Raw genomic sequence first — 17,988 nt, forward strand, 5'->3', positions numbered from 1 at the left:
CCCAAAATTGATGGGCCGGGGCCCCCCCCCCCCCCCCCCCCCCCCGGGGCCCCCCCCCGGGGGGGGGGGGCCGGCCCGCGCATGGCCTGCGGGCAGGCAGGCCATGAAGGGCTCGCTCACCAGGGTGTGTGATTGCAGGCCGGGCGCGGGGCGCGTGGCGTGCAGCAGGCCCAGGTCCAGCCGCTCCTGCTGCAGGGAGGCGATCTGCTCTGCGCTATTGAGCTCCAGCATGTCGATGCGCACCAGCGGGTGCCGGGTGCGAAAGCTCTCCAGCGCCTCGGGCAGCCCGCGGTAGATGGCCGAACCCACAAAGCCCAGCCGGATGCGGCCCTGCACGCCGTCGGCGATGGCGCGCATGTCCTGGCGCACGCGCTGGGCCTGTTCCATGATGTCCTGGGCCTGCACGCGCAGGTGCTTGCCGGCGGCCGTGAGCCGCACCTCCTTGCTGGTGCGCTCGAACAGCTGGGCGCCCAACTCTTCCTCCAGCTGGCGGATGGCCACGCTCAGCGGCGGCTGGGAGATGGACAGGCGCTGGGCTGCGCGGCTGAAGTGCAGCTCCTCGGCCAGCACCAGAAAGTACCTCAGTTGTCTCAGCTCCATGGCGTTCTATCCGGTTTGACTATTGATCAATACGTTATCGATATTTGACTCGAATAGGACTGTTTCCAAGAATGGGGGCATCCCCAAGACCCGGAGCCCATGCGCCCGGGCCCGGTTCCCGCACAGGAGACAGACCATGAACCCCGAACCGCAGGCGCTGGCCGCCATGCAGTCTTCCCCCGCCCAGGCTTTCCAGGCCGTGCCCGACCGCCACGGCAGCAACCTGTACACCACCGATTCGCAGTTGCAGCCGCTGCTGGCGCTGTACCTGCCGCCCGAGGTGAACGCGCACCTGCAGCCCTATCTGGAGCGCATGGGCGCGCTGGCCGGCCGCGAGATCGATGAATGGGCACTGACCGCCGACCGCAACCCGCCCGAGCTGGAGCACCGCGACCGCACGGGGCGCGATGCGCAGCGCATCGTCAAGCATCCGGCCTATGTGGAGATGGAGCGCGTGGCCTATGGCGAGTTCGGCCTGGCCGTCATGTCGCACCGCACGGGCGTGCTGGGCTGGGATGGCAAGCTGCCGCCGCTGGCCAAGTACGCGCTGACCTATCTGTTCGTGCAGGCCGAGTTCGGCCTGTGCTGCCCGCTGTCCATGACCGACTCGCTGGCGCGCACGCTGCGCAAGTACGGCGAGCCGGCCCTGGTCGAAAAGTACTGGCCGCGCATGACGCAGCTGCGCTTCGAGGATCAGGCCCAGGGCGCCATGTTCATGACAGAGCAGGCGGCCGGCTCGGACATCTCCAACACCCAGACGCTGGCCCGCCCGGCCGCCGACGGCAGCTGGCGCCTGTCGGGCGACAAGTGGTTCTGCTCCAACCCCGATGCCGACTTCGCCATGGTGCTGGCGCGCGTGGAGGGCGCGCCAGCGGGCATGAAGGGCATCTCGCTGTTCCTGCTGCCGCGCCGGCTGGACGATGGCTCGGCCAACCACTACCGCATCGTGCGCCTCAAGCACAAGCTGGGCACGCGCTCCATGGCCAGCGGCGAGATCGTGCTCGACGGCGCCGTCGCCTACCTGGTGGGCGAGCAGGGCCGGGGCTTCGTGCAGATGGCCGACATGGTCAACAACTCGCGCCTGTCCAACGGCGTGCGCTCGGCCGGGCTGATGCGCCGCGCCGTGGCCGAGGCCGAGTACGTGGCGCGCGAGCGCCGCGCCTTCGGCAAGGCCCTGCAGGACATGCCGCTGATGCAGCGCCAGCTCGACAAGCTGCGCATCTACTCCGAGCAGGCCCGCACCATGGTGCTGCAGACGGCCCAGGCGCTGCAGCGTTCGGACGCAGGCGAAGACGGCGCCTACGCCCTGCTGCGCATCCTCACGCCCATGATCAAGTTCCGCGCCTGCCGCGACGCGCGCAAGGTCACGGGCGACGCCATGGAAGTGCGCGGCGGATGCGGCTACATCGAGGAGTGGAGCGACCCGCGCCTGGTGCGCGACTCCCACCTGGGATCGATCTGGGAAGGCACCAGCAACATCGTGGCGCTGGACGTGATCCGCGCCATCAAGCGCGAAGGCTCGCTGCCCGTGCTGCGCGACCACGCGGCCCAGCTGCTGGCCCAGACCGAGGCGGCCACGGACTTCAAGGCCGCGCTGTCGGCCAGCATGGACAAGGCTGCGGCCCTGGCCCTGCGCGCGGCCGAGGAGGGCGGTGACCGCCTGGCGCGCGCCGCCGCCTCGGGCCTGTACCACTGCTTCACGGCCACGGCCATGGCCTGGGAGGCCTCATGCACCAGCAGCGCCGAACGCATGCGCTGGGCCCAGCTGGTGCTGCTGCACCGCGTGCTGCCGCGCGACCCGCTGGCGGCAGGGGACCTGCCCGAAGGCTGGACACGCTGAGCCCATCGACCGCACCGACCCAGAACACACATCCCGTCCACAGGGATGACCGCACAAGTACCGGAGACAAACACCATGCCTTGCACTGACCAGAAGCCGTCCTTCCAGAAACGCCGATTCCTGTGGGCCTGTGCGCTCGCCGCCACCGCCGCGCTGCCGGCCGCCGCCCTGGCCGAGCGCTTTCCCGAGCGGCCCATCAGCTTTGTCGTTCCCTTCCCGCCCGGCGGGCCCACGGACGCCATGGCCCGCACGCTGGCGATAGCGCTGACCGAGACGCTGGGCCAGAGCGTGATCGTGGAGAACAAGGCCGGCGCAGGCGGCAACATCGGCGCCGACTTCGTGGCCCGCGCCAGGACCGACGGCTACACCATCATGTTCGGCACCTCGGGGCCGCTGGCCATCAACAAGCACCTGTACCGCAAGATCAACTACGACCCGCAGACCAGCTTCGCGCCCATCATCCGCGTGGGCCACCTGCCCAACGTGCTGGTGGTGAACCCGGCCACCAAGGCCACCACCGTGCAGGAGCTGATTGCGCAGGACAAGGCCAAGCCGGGCAGCCTGGACTATGCGTCCTCGGGCAACGGCGCTTCCTCGCACCTGGCCGGCGTGCTGTTCAACAAGATGGCCGGCACCTCGCTGCAGCACATTCCCTACAAGGGCACGGGCCCGGCGCTCAACGACCTGCTGGCGGGGCAGGTGAACATGACCTTCACCGACATCCTCACCGCCATGCCCTACATCAAGGCCGGCAAGTTCAAGGCCATTGGCGTGGCCACGGAAAAGCGCTCCCAGGCCATGCCCGACATCCCCACCATCGCCGAGCAGGGCCTGCCCGGCTACGACGTGAGCGTGTTCTTCGGCGTGGTGGCACCGGCCGGCACGCCGGCCGACCGCATCGAGACGCTGAACGCGGCCTTCCGCAAGGCCCTGGGCAGCGAGCGCATCCGCAAGACCTTTGCCGACCAGGGGCTGGAGCCGGCATCGGATCTGTCGCCAGCGGGGCTGTCGACCTTCATCGCGCAGGAGGTCACGAAATGGAAGGCCGTGGTCGATGCCTCCGGCGCCAAACTGGATTGAATAGATGGAGAACACCCCCTGAGCGGCTACGCCGCTTCCCCCTCTCTCGCACGCGGGAGTGGGACGGCGCCTTCGCTGCGGGGCGGCCCTTGCTGGGCGCCCCAGTGGCTTGAAACACGCCAGTCTTGCACGTTGTGCCAATGAAGAAAGAAACTTTATGAGCAGAGCCAATGGTGCCCTCCAGGGCATCCGTGTCCTCGACCTCTCCCGCATTCTTGGTGGCCCGCTGTGCGGCCAGATCCTGGGCGACCACGGTGCCGACGTGCTCAAGGTGGAGCCGCCGCAGGGCGACGATACGCGCGCCTGGGGGCCGCCGTTCCAGGACGGTGTCTCTTCCTACTACCGGGGCCTGAACCGCAACAAGCGGCTGCAGTTCCTGGACCTGTCCCAGCCCGAAGGCCAGCAGGCCGTGCTGGCGCTGATGGAGCAGGCCGACGTGGTGGTGGAGAACTTCAAGATCGGCACCATGGAGAAATGGGGCATTGGCTGGGAGCAGCTGCGCGAGCGCTTTCCGCGCCTCATCTGGTGCCGCGTCAGCGGCTTCGGCACCGATGGCCCGCTGGGCGCCTGGCCCGGCTATGACGCGGCCATCCAGGCCATGACGGGGCTGATGAGCGTCAACGGCGAGGCCGGCGGCGATCCGCTGCGCGTGGGCCTGCCCGTGGTGGACATGGTCACGGGCATGAACGGCGTCATCGGCGTGCTGCTGGCGCTGCAGGAGCGCCAGCGCAGCGGCCTGGGCCAGCTGGTCGATGTCTCGCTGTACGACAGCGGCATCTCGCTGCTGCACCCGCATGCGGGCAACTGGTTCATGAGCGGCAGGACGCCGGGGCGCTCGGGCAACGCCCATCCCAACATCTATCCCTACGACAGCTTTGCCACGGGCACCACGCCGGTCTTCCTGGCCGTGGGCAACGACCGCCAGTTCCGCCTGCTGTGCGAGCACCTGGGATGCCCGCAACTGGTGGCCGACGAGCGCTTTGCCACGGCCGGCCAGCGTTCCTACCACCGCGATGCGCTCAAGCCGCTGCTGGAGCAGGCCCTGCAGTCCTGCGACGGCCCCGCGCTGGCCGATGCGCTGATGGCCATCGGCGTGCCCGCCGCGCCCGTGCTGGGCGTGGACGCGGCGCTCAACCACCCGCATACCCTGCACCGCGAGATGGTGGTGGAGATGGAGGGCGGCTACCGGGGCCTGGGCGCGCCCGTCAAGCTCAGTCGCACGCCGGCCAGCTACCGGCATGCGCCGCTGGCCGAGGGCGACAGTTTCGAGTGAGCTGCATTCAGGGCACGATGGGGCGCAGTTGCGCGTCAGCCATGCCCACCAGCAGCGCACGCCCGTCGGGCTCCACGCGGAACTCGCCGTAGCGGGCCTGCTCCCAGCGCTGGCCATCGCCTTCGCGGAAGTACCAGGCATCGGTCACCAGCGTCCACCGGCCGCCGCGCGGGGTGAGTTCAAAGCGCTGCTCGCCGGGCGCCAGCGGCTCGCTGGCCGTGCCGGTGCGCAGCCACTGCACCACGCCCTGTTCATCGAGCTTGCCGATGGCGTAGAGGCGTCCGCTGCGCAGGTTCTCTTTCTCCACGTCCCTGTCCTCGGAAGGCAGGCGGAAGTTCAGGCGCATGTAGTCGCCCTGCATCAGGGAGCGCGGGTCCACCGGCGCCAGTTCCACGAACACCTTGCGGCCCTGGGCGATGGTGCGTTCCTTCTGCGCAATGCCGATATTGGCCACCGCCAGCGTGCAGGCCGCCGTCAGCACCACCAGCCACGGCGCCCAGCGCTGCAGGGGCATGGCGCCCGATGCGGCGGCGGTCTCTGCGCTGCCTGGCAGGGATGCGGCGCGCGGCCCTGCCCAGGCCAGCAGGCCCAGCAAGGCGCCGCAGCCGGCCAGCACCATGGCTTTGGTGGCCAGTGGCCAGGCCAGCTGGTAGTAGAAGCTGCCCACGATCCAGGCCGCAGCCAGGGCGGCCGCTGCGGCCTGCCGCCAGCGGCCGCTGGTGCCGGTCACCGCCAGCGCCAGCAGGCAGGCGCCCAGCCAGGGCAGAAAGGCACTCAGCACGGCCAGCACCACGGCAGCCACGGCGGCGCGCGGCTGCCGCAGCGTGGGCCATGCGCGCTGGGCGAACCAGGCGGCTGCCAGGGCCAGCACGGCCGAGCCGGCCTGCGTCAGAACGCCCATGGAGATGTTCGGGGCGGCTTCCTGCGCCAGCTCGCCCGCCAGGCCGCCGCCCAGCACGCCGGCCACCATGAAGCTCCTGCCGGACAGAAAGGCCAGGCCAGCCAGCACCGCCAGCAGCCAGCCCGTGGCAAAGGGCTCCAGCGCCGCCGCCATGCGGGTCTGTGCCGCAGACTGCCCCAGCGCGCGCCACTGGGCTGCCAGCAGCAGCATCCAGAGCAGCAGCGCCGCATGCACGATGACCCAGGTCGGCAGGCCTGCGTACAGGGTGGATGGATCGTTGTCCGGCCAGAGCATGGTGCAAAACAGCAGTGCGCAGGCGGCGCCCAGCAACACGCGCAGCCAGGGCCTTGGAATGGCGGCCGTGCAGGCCAGCGCAATGGCCAGGCCTATCGCGCCCGCAGCCTGCCCCGACAGGTCGCGCGCCAGGCCAAAGCCCAGCAGGCCGGCGCCGGTCAGCATGGCAGGCAGGGCCAGCTGCTCCAGGAAGACGGGCAGCTCCTCGGCGCGCAGCACGGCCACGGCTGCGGCCAGCATCATGGCGCCGATCACATAGGTGCCGGCGCCGCGCTCTATCCAGTCGGACAGGGCAAACGCAAACAGAATCAGCAAGGGCAGAAGGGCCAGCCAGGCGCCCAGCGCCGTGAGCAGCACCACCGCCCAATGGCGGTCGTTGGCGGCAGGGCGGCGGTCCTGCAAGGCGGCAGGCGGCAGGATGCCCTGGTCCACGGCCTGGCGCAGCAGGGTGTCGTGTTCGTGGCTCATTGAAGGCCTCCTTCCGCGTTGCGTGACATTCGAAGCACCAGGCTGACCGTGGCCGCCAGCAGGCACGCAGCGCCCAGGCCGACGAGCAGCAGCATGCCCGTGAAGTCCGCCCCCAGTTTCTCCAGCAGCAGATAGACCAGGCCGCACACCAGCAGCACGTTCAGGCCCAGCGCCGCACCGCTGAGCAGGAAGATGTCGAAATGCCTGCGCAGGCCCGCCAGCGCCGCCGCGCCTGCCAGCAGCACCAGCCCCAGCGGGTACTGCGGCGCCACCGTGCTGTGGAACAGCCCGCTGATGGCGGTGGAGGTGATCATCGCCAGCGCCAGCGCGCCCGCGCCGCGCAAGGCCCACAGCCCGGCGCCCGTGAAGCGCCGCAGGGCCGGTGCCATGACCGCGGTGACGGCAAGGGCGGCGCCCAGGGCCACGGCATGCACGCCCAGGTCGCGCGACTCCACCTCCCAGAACTGCGGCGTATGGGCCTGCGCCCACAGCGCAATGCCCGTCATGGCAACCACCACCCAGGGCACCCAGACGCCATCGCTGCGCGCCGCCAGGGCCAGCGGCAGGGTCAGCGCTGCCCACAGCGCAAACAGCTGCCAGGGGTCCGCTCCCGTCTGGTAGGTCTGCCCGAAAAAGGCGAACAACGCACCCGTGCCCAGCAGCGCCAGCACCGACAGCGGCACGCGCGCCGCCGCGCGCCATGCCGCGCCAAGACACATCACGAGCACAAAGCCCTGCAGCAGGGCAAAGCGCTGCATGCGGCCCATGCTCTCCCAATTGGCGGCAATCCACAGCACGATGCCCAGCCCGCCCAGCGCCGCGCCCAGCAAGGCCACCACGGGCCACAGGCGTGTTCTGAGGGCGGCCGGTTCCTGCTCGAATCCCGCCAGTGCAAACAGCTGCACGGCGGCCTTGCGGTCCAGGCCATGTTGGCGGACAAGGTCATGCAATAGGGGGCGCAGGTTCATGGTGCGGACGTTCCTTGGCTTGAAGAGTCGGATGCCCGACTGTGCCAGAACCTCGCGTGCATGGATGGCGGCGCAGGACGGCATTCCGGCGAGCCGGGGGAGCCGTGGGAAGATCGCGGCCAGAGTCCTGCCATCCTCTTGCCATTGCTGCTTATCCCAATCCTGCCGCCATGCCTTTCCTGCCTGCCCTTTGCCCCGGTGCGCAAACGCACCCGCATCTGCATCCGCACCCACAACCTGCAGGGCAGGCGCGATGAAGCGCGGCGATGCGCTGGACGGGCAGATCGAGTGGCAGCCGGTCACCCGGCCTGCCGCCATCGCGCTGACGGCCTTTGCCGCCTGGATCATCTGGGGCCACTTCTTCAGCCAGGGTCACTGGCTGCTGCTGCTGGACAACGCCAACTTGGCACTGCACGAAGCCGGGCATCCGCTGGTGGCCCTGTTCTCGCAGCATCTCTCGGTCTACGGCGGCACGCTGTTCCAGCTGCTGTTCCCGGCCCTGTTCATGCGCCATTTCCACAGGCAGGGCCAGCGCACGGGCTGGATTGCCGCGCTGATGTGGCTGGGAGAGAGCCTCATGAACGTGGCCCACTACATGAAGGACGCGCGTGCCCAGGTGCTGCCGCTGGTGGGCGGCGGCGACCATGACTGGACGGAGATCTTCAGCCGCTGGGGCGTGCTCCAGGCCGATGTGCGCATCGGCACGCTGACGGCGCTGCTGGGTCTGTGCCTGGTGCTGTGGGGACTGCGGCTTGCCGTTGCGGCGCTGCGCTCGCCGCAGGCCTGAACCGCCATCTGATACGGTCGAATCCGCTGCATCTGCTGCTACCGCCAGGGCAGGGCGCTGGGCATAGTCCAGGCAGTCCCCGGCAATTCATGACAAGCCCGCATCAAGGGCGCACCGGCCGGGGCGAGGGCCCCGCATGTCAGAACGACCGAAACCGCTTCCCGATGAAACCGCCGCAGCCTCCCGGCCGCGGCCCGCGCCACGCAAGGTGATTCCCATCACCGACGCCAGCGCGGATTCCCCGCTGTTCGAATCGCGCAGGAAGATCCAGCCGCGCTCCATCACGGGGCGCTTCACCCATTGGCGCTGGGCCATGGTCTGGCTCACGCAGCTGTTCTTCTATGGCATTCCCTGGTTGCAGATCCATGGCCGCCAGGCCCTGCTGTTCGACCTGGAGCAGCGGCGCTTCTACGTCTTCGGCTGGCTGCTGTATCCGCAGGACTTCATCTACCTGGCGGTGCTGCTCATCGTCTCGGCACTGGCGCTGTTCCTGTTCACCACGGTGGCCGGGCGGCTGTGGTGCGGTTTTTCCTGCCCGCAGACGGTCTACACCGAGCTGTTCATGTGGGTGGAGCGCCGTCTGGAGGGCGACCGCAGCGCGCGGCTGCGGCTGGACGGCAGCGGCTGGGGCGCGGAGAAGATCGCGCGGCGCGGTGGCAAGCATGCGCTGTGGCTGCTGATCTCGCTGTGGACGGGGCTGACCTTCGTCGGCTACTTCGTGCCCATCCGCAGCCTGCTGCCCGAGGTGCTGGCGCTGACCGGCGCATGGCAGATCTTCTGGGTGCTGTTCTATGCGCTGGCCACCTACGGCAACGCGGGCTTCCTGCGCGAGCAGGTCTGCAAGCACATGTGCCCCTATGCGCGCTTCCAGAGCGCCATGTTCGACAAGGACACCCTGGTCGTCACCTACGACACCGCACGCGGCGAATCGCGCGGCCCGCGCCACAAGGGGGTGGACTACCGGGCCCAGGGGCTTGGCGACTGCATCGACTGCACGCTGTGCGTGCAGGTCTGCCCGGTGGGCATCGACATACGCGACGGCCTGCAGTACGAATGCATCGGCTGCGGCCTGTGCATCGACGCCTGCAACAGCGTCATGGACCGCATGCATTACCCGCGCGGGCTGATTCGCCTGTCCACGCAGAACGGCGTGGCCCGGGGCTGGCGCCAGAGCGAGCTGGTGCGCCGCATCTTCCGCCCGCGCGTGCTCATCTACGGCACGGCGCTGGTGGCCATCTCCACGGCCATGGTGGCCAGCCTGGCGCTGCGCACGCCGCTGAAGGTGGACGTGGTGCGCGACCGGGGCACGCTGTCGCGCATCGTGGCCGGCGGCCAGATCGAGAACATCTACCGCGTGCAGATCGGCAATGCCACGGAGCAGGACCAGCACTATGTGCTGTCGGCCTCGGGCATCGAGGGCCTGCGCGTGGCTTCGGAGACCGAGGTGGACGTGGGCGCGGCCCAGGACCGCTGGGTCGTGGTGCGGCTGCAGGCGCCCTATGGCGCGGCCGGCCCTGGCTCGCACGGCGTGGAGATCACGGCCACGGCGGTGGGTGATCCGGCGCTTTCCAAGCAGGCGCACAGCACGTTCCTGGTGCCGCGCTGAGGGGCCGGTTGGATGGATTGATTCAGGAGTACAGCGCAGTTGTTGTGCACGATGCCTGGTCCGCTGCAGCGCGGGCTGGCATCGGTTTTGAGGCCCCGGAAGTTTGTTCCGGGGCCTTTTTTTCCGTCCATCTGGTGCCGAAGGGCGGCCGCCCAGGCGACTCCCGGGCGACACGATCTGGTGTAAATGCTCATAGGGAAATCCGCAGACCCCGCTATGGTGGGCGGCTGTTTTCCGTCCCGCGTATGAACAAGAAACCTGCCTCCCCCGACAACGTCTTTTCCGAGTCCAGCGCCTCCGCATCGCTGGCCGCCTCCACCACCACAACCAGCACCACCGGCAGCAGCCCGGCAGCGGCCACGCCCAAGCCCACGCCCTTTCGCTCCGCCCTGATCCGCTCCGGCACCATCCGTGCCACCACGCGCAGCTTCCTGCATGCCCTGGGCCAGGACGACGAAGACATAGAGCGCCCGCACATCGGCGTGTTCCACACGGGCGGGGAGATGAGCCCCTGCAACCTCAACCTGCGCGACCAGGCCCAGCATGCGAAGACCGGCATCTATGCCGGGGGCGGTACGCCGCATGAATGCCCGGTGGTGTCGGTCAGCGACGGGCTGACCATGGCGCATTCGGGCATGCGGTTTTCGCTGGTCTCGCGCGAGCTGATCGCCGACAGCGTGGAGGCCTCGGTGCGCGGCCACCAGTGGGATGGCATCTTCGCCATCGGCGCCTGCGACAAGAACCTGCCGGGGCTGATGATGGGCATGGTGCGCTGCAATGTGCCCAGCGTCTTCGTGCATGGCGGCTCGGCCCTGCCGGGACAGGCGCCCGGCGTGCACGGGCGCGACCTGAACGTGGTCGATACCTACGAGACCATCGGCCAGGTGCTGGCCGGCACCGCCACGGCGCAGGACCTGGAGGCCATGAGCCGCGCCTGCCTGCCCACGGCCGGCGCCTGCGCAGGCCAGTTCACGGCCAACACCATGGGCATGGTGAGCGAGGCGCTGGGCCTGGCGCCCATCGGCTCCAGCATGGTGCCCGCCGTGTTCAGCGAGCGCGCACCGCTGATGCGCCGCGCCGCGCGCCAGCTCATGCAGGCCGTGTGGGCCAGCGCCGAAGGCGGCGGCCCGCTGCCGCGCGACATCATCACGCGCCGGGCGCTGGAGAATGCCTGCGCCGTGGTCAGCGCCACGGGCGGATCGACCAATGCCGCCCTGCACCTGCCGGCCATCGCGCATGAGGCCGGCATCCGCTTCCACCTGGACGACGTGGCCGAGATCTTCGCGCGCACTCCGCTGATCGCCGACCTGCGCCCCGGCGGGCGCTTCCTGGCGCGCGACGTGTACTACATCGGCGGCGCCGGCGTGATCCTGCGCACGCTGATGGAGCAGGGCTTTGTCCACGGCGATGCGCTCACCTTCACGGGCCGCACCCTGGCCGAAGAACTGGCCGATGCCGCGCCGCCCGATGGCGAGGTGGTGCGCACGCCCGGCAATCCCATCACGCGCGACGGTGGCCTGACCGTGCTCAAGGGCAATCTCTGCCCCGATGGCGCGCTGCTGAAGACGGCCGGCCTCAAGACCCTGGTGCACCGGGGCCCCGCGCGCGTCTTCGAGTCCGAGGAACAGGCCCAGGCCGCCGTGCAGGCCATGCAGTATGCGGCGGGCGATGTCATCGTCATCCGCAACGAAGGCCCGCGCGGCAGCCCCGGCATGCGCGAGATGCTGGGCATCACGGCGCTGCTGTATGGCCAGGGCATGGGCGACAAGGTGGCTTTGCTGACCGATGGGCGCTTCTCTGGTGCCACGCGCGGCCTGTGCATCGGCTACGCAGGCCCCGAGGCCGCCGACAACGGCCCCATTGCCGCGCTGCGCGACGGCGACCTCATCGCCATCGACGCCCGCGCCGATGCGCGCAGCATCACGGTGGAAATCGGCGAGGCCGAACTGGCCGCACGTCTGGAACAATCAGCCGCCGCGCGCCGCCAGGCCCCGCCGCTGGGCGGCGTGCTGGAAAAATACGCGCTCACCGTGCGCCCGGCCCACCAGGGTGCGGTCACGCATTCGGGCCAGGTGGTCTGGCTGCGCGACGACAGTTGAAGCCGCCGGGCTGGCACGCATTTCCCCGCTGTTCCCCCACTGTTTTTTCAGAGTTTCAATTTCAACCGGAGACATACGCATGAACATCGACCGCCGCCAATGGCTGGGCACCGCTGGAGCGGGTGCGCTGCTGGCCAGCCTGGGCCAGCAGGCCTGGGCGCAGGCCCAGGGCCCCATCGAGACCCTGAACATCATCACCGGCTTCGCGGCCGGAGGCACCTCGGACGCCATCTGCCGCCGCGTGGGCACCAAGCTGTCGGGCTATGCCAAGACCGCCGTGGTGGAAAACCGCACCGGCGCGGGTGGGCAGATCGCCATCAGCTACGTCAAGGGCCGGCCCGCAGACGGCGCCACCCTGCTGCAGACGCCCACGTCCATGCTGTCCATCTACCCGCACATCTACAAGAAGCTGCCCTATGACCCGGTGGCCGACCTGGCGCCGGTCACCGTGGGCTGCATCTTCGACTTCGGCTTTGCCGTCGGCCCCGCCGTGCCCGCCAGCGTGACCACCGTGCCCGAATTCTTCGCCTGGGCCAAGGCCAACCCCGCAGGCGCCAACTTCGGCTCGCCCGCTCCCGGCTCCACCCCGCACTTCATCGGCGCCCTGCTGGGCCAGCATGCCGGCGTGGACTTCAAGCACGCCGGCTACCGCGGCACCCAGCCCGCGCTGCTGGACATGCTGGGCGGCAACGTCTCCGCCGTCTGCGGCCCCGTGGGCGACATGCTGCAGCACCTGGCCGGCGGCAAGATGCGCATCCTGGGCGTCAGCGGCGCCAAGCGCAGCCGCTTCGCACCCCAGGTGCCCACGCTGGTGGAGCAGGGCTACAAGGACATGGCGCACAGCGAATGGTTCGCCTTCTTCGTGCCCGCCAAGACACCCGCCGAGACCGTGCAGCGCCTGAACGGCCACATGCGCAAGGCCCTGGCCACGCCCGACGTGGTGGACAGCCTGGCTACCTTCGGCCTGGACGCCCAATCCTCCACCCCCGCCGAACTGGCCGCGCTGCTGCAGTCCGAACTCGCCAAATGGGGCCCCATCGTCAAGCGCGTGGGATTCACAGCAGAGGGCTGAAAAGAACAAAACGGGCCGAGCGAAGCGAAGGCCCGCTCCATGCCCACCCCCGCAGTCGCCACGACGCAGGTTGCCCGCCGCGAAGCGGAGGGTCGCGGACATTCGGGTCGCCTTCTTTGATCTGACCTTTCTTGGCGAATCAAGAAAGGGCAGTCGGCCGCCGGGCCGAGACCCGGCCTCAGAAAAATACCACCCGGCAGGGTCAAAAACAGACCCACGTAAACCAAAGCATCAGAACGGCAACGTCCCCTGCACATACAACGTCCGAGGCATCCCCACATACTTGCCCCCGTTGTTGTCCGTAGACCGCGTGTAGTACCTGCGATCGAACAGATTCTTGACCCCCACGGCCACCCGAAGATTGCTCAGCGACTTGCCAAAGTCATAGCCCGCACGCAGGCCCACGGTCGCAAACCCGGGAATATCACCCAGCCGCCCCGCAGCATCTTCCTGCGTCACATACTGCGTGCCCGACCCCGGAGAGCGCTGCTTCGATTGCGCGGCCAGGTCCGCATTCAGCGTCCACTGCCCCAGCGCATAGCGCGCCCACAGCTGGCCCGTGTGGCGCGAGTACAGCGGCAGGTCGCGCCCCGCGAAATCGCCAGCGCGCGAGACGGCCTCGGTGTAGGTATAGGACACACCCGCCGTCAGTCCCTTGAGCGCGGCATTCCACTGGCCCAGGTCGTAGCGCAGCGAGGACTCGATGCCGCGGTGGCGCGTGGCGCCCAGGTCGGTCCAGATGCCGTCCACGCCCACGCGGGTCAGCAGCAGTTCCTTGTCGAAGTCGATGTTGAACAGCGTCAGCTCGGCGTTCAGCGCCGGGCTGTTGTAGTGCGTGCCCACCTCATAGGTCTTGGCCGATTCGGGATGCAGGCCGCGCTCGGTCTGGGCCAGCTGTGCGTACTGCTGCGGGCCGAAGGACTTGCCCGCGTTGGCGAACAGCGACCACTGCGCATTCATGCGGTAGAGCACGGACAGCGTGGGCAGGAACTCGCGTGCATCGGCCTTGGGGAACAGCTGGCTGGTGACGGTGCTGCCATCGGCGCCCAGGTTGCTGACGTTGTTGAAGGAGTTGATGCGTTCGTAGCGCACGCCGGGCGTGATGGTCCAGTTGCCGATGTCGATGCGGTCATCGATGTAGAAGGCATGGGCCGTGGTGCCGCCCTGGCTGGTCTGGTAGGGCGTGATCGGCAGGGCCATGGCGTTGGCCATGGTGGCGGGGTTGTAGTAGGCGGTGCGCAGCGCGACCTCGGAACTGCTTTCCTTGAGGTAGCGGTAGCCCACGCTGACTTCCTGCACCACGGAGCCGGTCTCGAACAGGCGCGAGTAGCGCGGCTCGATGCCGAAGTAGTGGTAGCTGCGCGGCGCGGCGGTCAGGCGGCGCTGGTTGGCGTTGTCCTGCTCGATGTAGCTGCCGCGGAACGAGTCCACGTAGTAGCCCAGCACCTCGAAGTTGTTGCGCCCGTCCTTGTGGTTGTACTTGAACGAGGCATCGGTGCGGCGGCCGTCGAAGCTGTCGTAGGAGCGCGTGGACTGGAACGGGTCGGCCGCGTACTGCGCCGTCGTCAGGCCGCCGGGCATGCGGCCCGAGCCCTCGAAGTGGTGCAGCGAGACGGCGATGTCGTCCTGGGCCGAGATGCGGTAGGCGCCCTTGAGCAGGATGTCGTCGATGTCGGTCTTGTCATTGCCTGCGCGCCAGCCGTCGCCATGCGTGCCCGAGTACAGCAGGGCCAGGCCCAGGCCGGATTCGTTGGTGCCGCCCACGAACAGGCTGGGCGTGGTCTTGGCATTGCCGCCGTGGCTGTAGATCTCGGTGCCCACCGAGGCCTCGGCCGCGAAGGTCTTGGGAATGGCGCGCGTGACGAAGTTGATGATGCCGCCCACGTTCTGGGGGCCGTAGCGCACCGAGCCCGCGCCGCGGATCACGTCCACCGACTCCAGGTTGCCCAGCGACACGGGCGCCAGCGACAGCTGGGGCTGGCCGTAGGGCGCGTAGGAGACGGGCACGCCGTCCATCAGCACATACGAGCGCGGCGACAGGCGCGCCGTCAGGCCGCGCACGCCGATGTTCAGAGACACGTCGCTGCCGCCCGTGCCGTTGCTGTCCTGCACCTGCACGCCGGGCACCAGGCGCAGCACGTCGCGCAGGCTGGAGGAGCCGGTTTCCTCGATGCGCGCCCGTTCGACGATGGTGCGCGCGCCGGCATGGTCCAGCACCTTTTCCTCGGTGGGGTTGTCCAGCCAGTTGCCCGTGACGGTGATGGCGGACAGGCCGGCCTCGGGTGCGGTGGTGGTGGGGGATGGCGCCTGTGCCGACGCCTGCAGCGACAGCAGGGCGGCGGCGACAGCGGCCGCGCAGCGTGTGAGCGTGGCGCAGTGATTGCTGGAAACCATGGAAAACTTCCTTTGTGCCTCTGGGATTGGTGCAGCGCTGAAGGGTCGGCTGGCAGGCTGCAGGACGCGTGGCGGCGGGCGAGGCGGAAGCAGGAGACAAGGACCGGTCAGCATGCATGGCGGCGATGCCGGTTCGGGGTGCGAGTCTAAATGAGAATCATCCAGCTTGCACCAGGCTGACAGCAGCTGTGCCGGGCCGCGTTGCCCGGGCGCTACAGCGCAGCAGGTGCTGCCAGCGCAGCGGGCGCTTACCTTGCTGCTGTTGCTGTTGGAAGGGGCTGCATTGCGCGGGCCAGCTCGCCCAGCGTGGCCAGGGCCTGCCCGGTCTCGTCGCTCCAGTCATGGCCGTAGTTCAGCCGCAGGCAGTGGCCGAAGGCCTGCGAGGCCGAGAAGATCGGCCCCGGCGCCACGCTGATGCCGCGCGCCAGCGCCGCGCGGTGCAGGGCCAGCGCATTGCAGTACGGCGGCAGCTCTATCCACATGAAGTAGCCGCCCTCGGGCCGCGTGGCCCGCGTGCCTTGTGGAAAGTGGCGGGCAATGGCCGATGCCATGTGGTCCCGCTGCAGGGCCAGGCTCTGGCGCAGGCGGCGCAGGTGGCGGTCGGCGCCGCCGCTTTCCAGGTAGTCGGCCAGCGCCTGCTGGGTGGGTGCATTCGTGGCCAGCGTGGTGGTGAGCTTTTGCCGGGCCACGGCGCGCGTGAAGCGCCCCGGCGCGGCCCAGCCCGTGCGCCAGCCCGGCGCCAGCCATTTGGAGAACGAGCTGCAGTGCAGCACCCAGCCTTCGGTGTCGAAGGTCTTGGCCGGCGGCGGGCGGCGCTCGCCGAAGTACAGCTCGCCGTACACATCGTCTTCGATCAGCGGCACGCGGTGGCGCGTGACCAGCTCCACCAGCGCGCGCTTGCGCGCTTCGGGCATGAGGCTGCCCAGCGGGTTCTGAAAGCAGGTCATCAGCCAGATGGCCTGGGGCCTGTGGCGCTGCAGTGCTGCCTCCAGCGCGTTCAGGTCCATGCCCTCGCCCGGATGGGTGGGCACCTCGATGGCCGACAGGCCCATGCGCTCCAGCGCCTGCAGCGCGCCATAGAAGCAGGGCGATTCGATGACCACGGCGCCGCCGGGCCGCGTGACGGCGGCCAGGCACAGGTTCAGAGCCTCCAGCGCGCCGTTGGTGATGACCAGATCGGCCGGCGTCAGCGCCAGGCCGTCGGCCAGGTAGCGGCGTGCGATCTGGCGTCGCAGCGCCAGGCTTCCGGGCGTGAGGTCGTCGATGGCGCTGCGCGGGTCGGCCTCGCGCGCGGCATGCGCCAGGCACTGGCCCAGGCGGCGCAGCGGGAACAGGCCCGGCGAGGGAAAGGCCGAGCCCAGGGGCACGACATCGCGGTCCATGGCCGACTCCAGCACCTCGAACACGCGCTCGCTCACATCGACCACGGCAAAGCTGTCGCCCTCGGGCGAAGACGGCTCGGTAGGCTCGGGCGGCGCGCTGCGCGGGCGCTGGGCCACGAAGTAGCCCGATCGCTCGCGCGCGCGCACCAGGCCGCGCGCCTCCAGCAGGTAGTAGGCCTGGAAGACGGTGGAGGCGCTGACGCCGCGCCGCTCGCTGGTCTGGCGCACCGAGGGCAGCTTGTCACCTGGGCACAGAACGCCTGCGGTGATGGATGCCTCGATATCGTCGGCCAGCTCCTGGTAGCGCGTCATGGCGGCGTGCGTGCTTGGGTGCGGGCGCCGCTTCAGCCTTGCTCGGCCAGCAGTTCCTGCAGCGCCTTGATCTGCTGGCGCAGGCGCTCGTTCTCGGCTTCGAGTTCGTTCACGCGTTGCTGCAGTTCCTCGGGCGAGGCGGTCACGGCCGCGCCTTCGCCGTCGGCCGTGTCGGCTTCGGGCTTGGCGGCCTTGGGCTTTTTCTTGGCATCGCGCACGCGCTTGGCGGCCTGCTTGAGTTCGTCGGCGCCTGCGGCGGCCACGGCCTGCTGCTCGTCCACGGGCAGGCTGGCGACCACGGCGGCGGTGCTCAGCGAGATGTCGCCCGAACGCACGGCGGCCACCACTTCGGGCGCGGCCTTTTGCTGGATGGTCTCGATCAGCTTGACCTGGCTGCTGGACAGGCGGGCCACGCGGGCCAGGGCTTCGCGCGTGTCCAGGGCCTCGTCGGGCACCTTGGCCACGCTGGCCAGGGCGGCGGCGACCACGGGGTCGGTCTCGCCCTCCCAGGGGGCTTCACCTTCGGCCTGGGGCGCATCGGCCTTGGCGGCCATCACGGCCGCGGCGGCGGCCGAGCGGCGCGTGGCAATGATCTCGCGCTTGCGCAGCGCCAGCACGCCGCGCTGGAAGTCGGACACGCTGCGGCGGCCCAGGTGCTGGTCGATCATCCACAGGTGCACGTCGTCCATGTTCTTGAACTGCGTGGCCTGCACGGTGTTGAAGGGCAGGCCGTGCTTTTGGCAGATGGCGTAGCGGTTGTGGCCGTCGATGAGCAGGTCGTTCCAGAGCACGAGCGCGTCGCGGCAGCCTTCGGCCACGATGCTGCGCTCCAGCGCGTCGAGTTCATCGGGGGTCAGCGGGTCGATGTAGGCCTTGAGTTCTTCGTTGACGACGATGTCCATGGCAGTGCAG

13 protein-coding genes are annotated in these 17,988 nt (G+C 69.4%); 7 read left to right on the forward strand and 6 right to left on the reverse strand.

From position 1 onward, the window contains the following. Window positions 1-600, reverse strand: a 600-nt coding sequence (locus IAE24_RS20520) for a LysR family transcriptional regulator (protein ID WP_233630783.1), incomplete at its 3' end; no start/stop codon positions are given. Window positions 601-736: 136 nt separating this feature from the next. Here IAE24_RS20520 and IAE24_RS20525 point away from each other — a divergent pair. The 3 genes from IAE24_RS20525 (at window position 737) to IAE24_RS20535 (ending at window position 4,793) form a co-directional block, all read left to right on the forward strand. Continuing rightward, a complete protein-coding gene (locus tag IAE24_RS20525; RefSeq protein ID WP_199962388.1) occupies window positions 737-2,440 on the forward strand; it encodes an acyl-CoA dehydrogenase family protein in 1,704 nt (567 codons plus the stop codon). Window positions 2,441-2,515: 75 nt separating this feature from the next. Next, window positions 2,516-3,520, forward strand: coding sequence for a Bug family tripartite tricarboxylate transporter substrate binding protein (locus IAE24_RS20530; protein WP_199962387.1), 1,005 nt, complete (start codon window positions 2,516-2,518; stop codon window positions 3,518-3,520). Between the two features lie 157 nt (window positions 3,521-3,677). Continuing rightward, window positions 3,678-4,793, forward strand: coding sequence for a CaiB/BaiF CoA transferase family protein (locus tag IAE24_RS20535; protein WP_199962386.1), 1,116 nt, complete (start codon window positions 3,678-3,680; stop codon window positions 4,791-4,793). Window positions 4,794-4,800: 7 nt separating this feature from the next. On the opposite strand, the gene IAE24_RS20540 is transcribed toward IAE24_RS20535, so the two are convergent. Both IAE24_RS20540 and IAE24_RS20545 read right to left on the reverse strand, forming a co-directional pair. Next, window positions 4,801-6,456 carry a GDYXXLXY domain-containing protein gene (locus IAE24_RS20540; protein ID WP_199962385.1) on the reverse strand — a complete coding sequence of 552 codons (1,656 nt, stop codon included), beginning with the start codon at window positions 6,454-6,456 and terminating at the stop codon, window positions 4,801-4,803. Then, the gene (locus IAE24_RS20545) at window positions 6,453-7,424 is read right to left on the reverse strand and encodes a DUF2157 domain-containing protein (RefSeq protein WP_034398293.1); all 972 of its coding nucleotides are present in this window, start codon (window positions 7,422-7,424) and stop codon (window positions 6,453-6,455) included. The genes IAE24_RS20540 and IAE24_RS20545 overlap by 4 nt, the downstream gene beginning before the upstream one ends. A gap of 253 nt (window positions 7,425-7,677) precedes the next feature. Here IAE24_RS20545 and IAE24_RS20550 point away from each other — a divergent pair, with 253 nt between their 5' ends. From IAE24_RS20550 to IAE24_RS20565, 4 genes are all read left to right on the forward strand, one after another. Further along, entirely contained in the window at window positions 7,678-8,211 is a 534-nt protein-coding gene (locus IAE24_RS20550; RefSeq protein ID WP_012204368.1) for a hypothetical protein, read from the forward strand. Between the two features lie 136 nt (window positions 8,212-8,347). After that, the gene (ccoG, locus tag IAE24_RS20555; RefSeq protein ID WP_199962384.1) at window positions 8,348-9,817 is read left to right on the forward strand and encodes a cytochrome c oxidase accessory protein CcoG; all 1,470 of its coding nucleotides are present in this window, start codon (window positions 8,348-8,350) and stop codon (window positions 9,815-9,817) included. 245 nt (window positions 9,818-10,062) lie between these two features. After that, complete coding sequence (ilvD, locus tag IAE24_RS20560; RefSeq protein WP_185070543.1) at window positions 10,063-11,916, forward strand: dihydroxy-acid dehydratase; 1,854 nt, start codon at window positions 10,063-10,065, stop codon at window positions 11,914-11,916. A gap of 79 nt (window positions 11,917-11,995) precedes the next feature. Beyond that, window positions 11,996-12,988 (forward strand): Bug family tripartite tricarboxylate transporter substrate binding protein, encoded by a 993-nt coding sequence (locus tag IAE24_RS20565; protein WP_012204371.1) that lies wholly within the window; start codon window positions 11,996-11,998, stop codon window positions 12,986-12,988. Window positions 12,989-13,219: 231 nt separating this feature from the next. On the opposite strand, the gene IAE24_RS20570 is transcribed toward IAE24_RS20565, so the two are convergent. From IAE24_RS20570 to IAE24_RS20580, 3 genes are all read right to left on the reverse strand, one after another. After that, a complete protein-coding gene (locus tag IAE24_RS20570; RefSeq protein WP_013803418.1) occupies window positions 13,220-15,382 on the reverse strand; it encodes a TonB-dependent receptor family protein in 2,163 nt (720 codons plus the stop codon). 248 nt (window positions 15,383-15,630) lie between these two features. After that, window positions 15,631-17,076, reverse strand: coding sequence for an aminotransferase-like domain-containing protein (locus IAE24_RS20575; protein WP_099734242.1), 1,446 nt, complete (start codon window positions 17,074-17,076; stop codon window positions 15,631-15,633). Between the two features lie 32 nt (window positions 17,077-17,108). After that, window positions 17,109-17,978, reverse strand: a complete 870-nt coding sequence (locus IAE24_RS20580; RefSeq protein ID WP_065347919.1) for a plasmid replication/partition related protein — start codon at window positions 17,976-17,978, stop codon at window positions 17,109-17,111. Between the last annotated feature and the right edge of the window lie 10 nt (window positions 17,979-17,988).

It is taken from the genome of Delftia sp. S65 (genome assembly GCF_016516495.1).
Lineage (GTDB): Bacteria > Pseudomonadota > Gammaproteobacteria > Burkholderiales > Burkholderiaceae_C > Comamonas > Comamonas acidovorans.

Excerpts from the sequence above, each read along its gene's own strand:
- IAE24_RS20575 (WP_099734242.1), bottom strand. The coding sequence starts at position 17,076 with ATGACGCGCTACCAGGAGCTGGCCGACGATATCGAGGCATCCATCACC.
- IAE24_RS20565 (WP_012204371.1), top strand. The coding sequence starts at position 11,996 with ATGAACATCGACCGCCGCCAATGGCTGGGCACCGCTGGAGCGGGTGCG.
- IAE24_RS20525 (WP_199962388.1), top strand. The coding sequence starts at position 737 with ATGAACCCCGAACCGCAGGCGCTGGCCGCCATGCAGTCTTCCCCCGCC.
- IAE24_RS20545 (WP_034398293.1), bottom strand. The coding sequence starts at position 7,424 with ATGAACCTGCGCCCCCTATTGCATGACCTTGTCCGCCAACATGGCCTG.
- IAE24_RS20570 (WP_013803418.1), bottom strand. The coding sequence starts at position 15,382 with ATGGTTTCCAGCAATCACTGCGCCACGCTCACACGCTGCGCGGCCGCT.
- ilvD (WP_185070543.1), top strand. The coding sequence starts at position 10,063 with ATGAACAAGAAACCTGCCTCCCCCGACAACGTCTTTTCCGAGTCCAGC.
- IAE24_RS20535 (WP_199962386.1), top strand. The coding sequence starts at position 3,678 with ATGAGCAGAGCCAATGGTGCCCTCCAGGGCATCCGTGTCCTCGACCTC.
- IAE24_RS20530 (WP_199962387.1), top strand. The coding sequence starts at position 2,516 with ATGCCTTGCACTGACCAGAAGCCGTCCTTCCAGAAACGCCGATTCCTG.
- ccoG (WP_199962384.1), top strand. The coding sequence starts at position 8,348 with ATGTCAGAACGACCGAAACCGCTTCCCGATGAAACCGCCGCAGCCTCC.
- IAE24_RS20540 (WP_199962385.1), bottom strand. The coding sequence starts at position 6,456 with ATGAGCCACGAACACGACACCCTGCTGCGCCAGGCCGTGGACCAGGGC.
- IAE24_RS20550 (WP_012204368.1), top strand. The coding sequence starts at position 7,678 with ATGAAGCGCGGCGATGCGCTGGACGGGCAGATCGAGTGGCAGCCGGTC.
- IAE24_RS20580 (WP_065347919.1), bottom strand. The coding sequence starts at position 17,978 with ATGGACATCGTCGTCAACGAAGAACTCAAGGCCTACATCGACCCGCTG.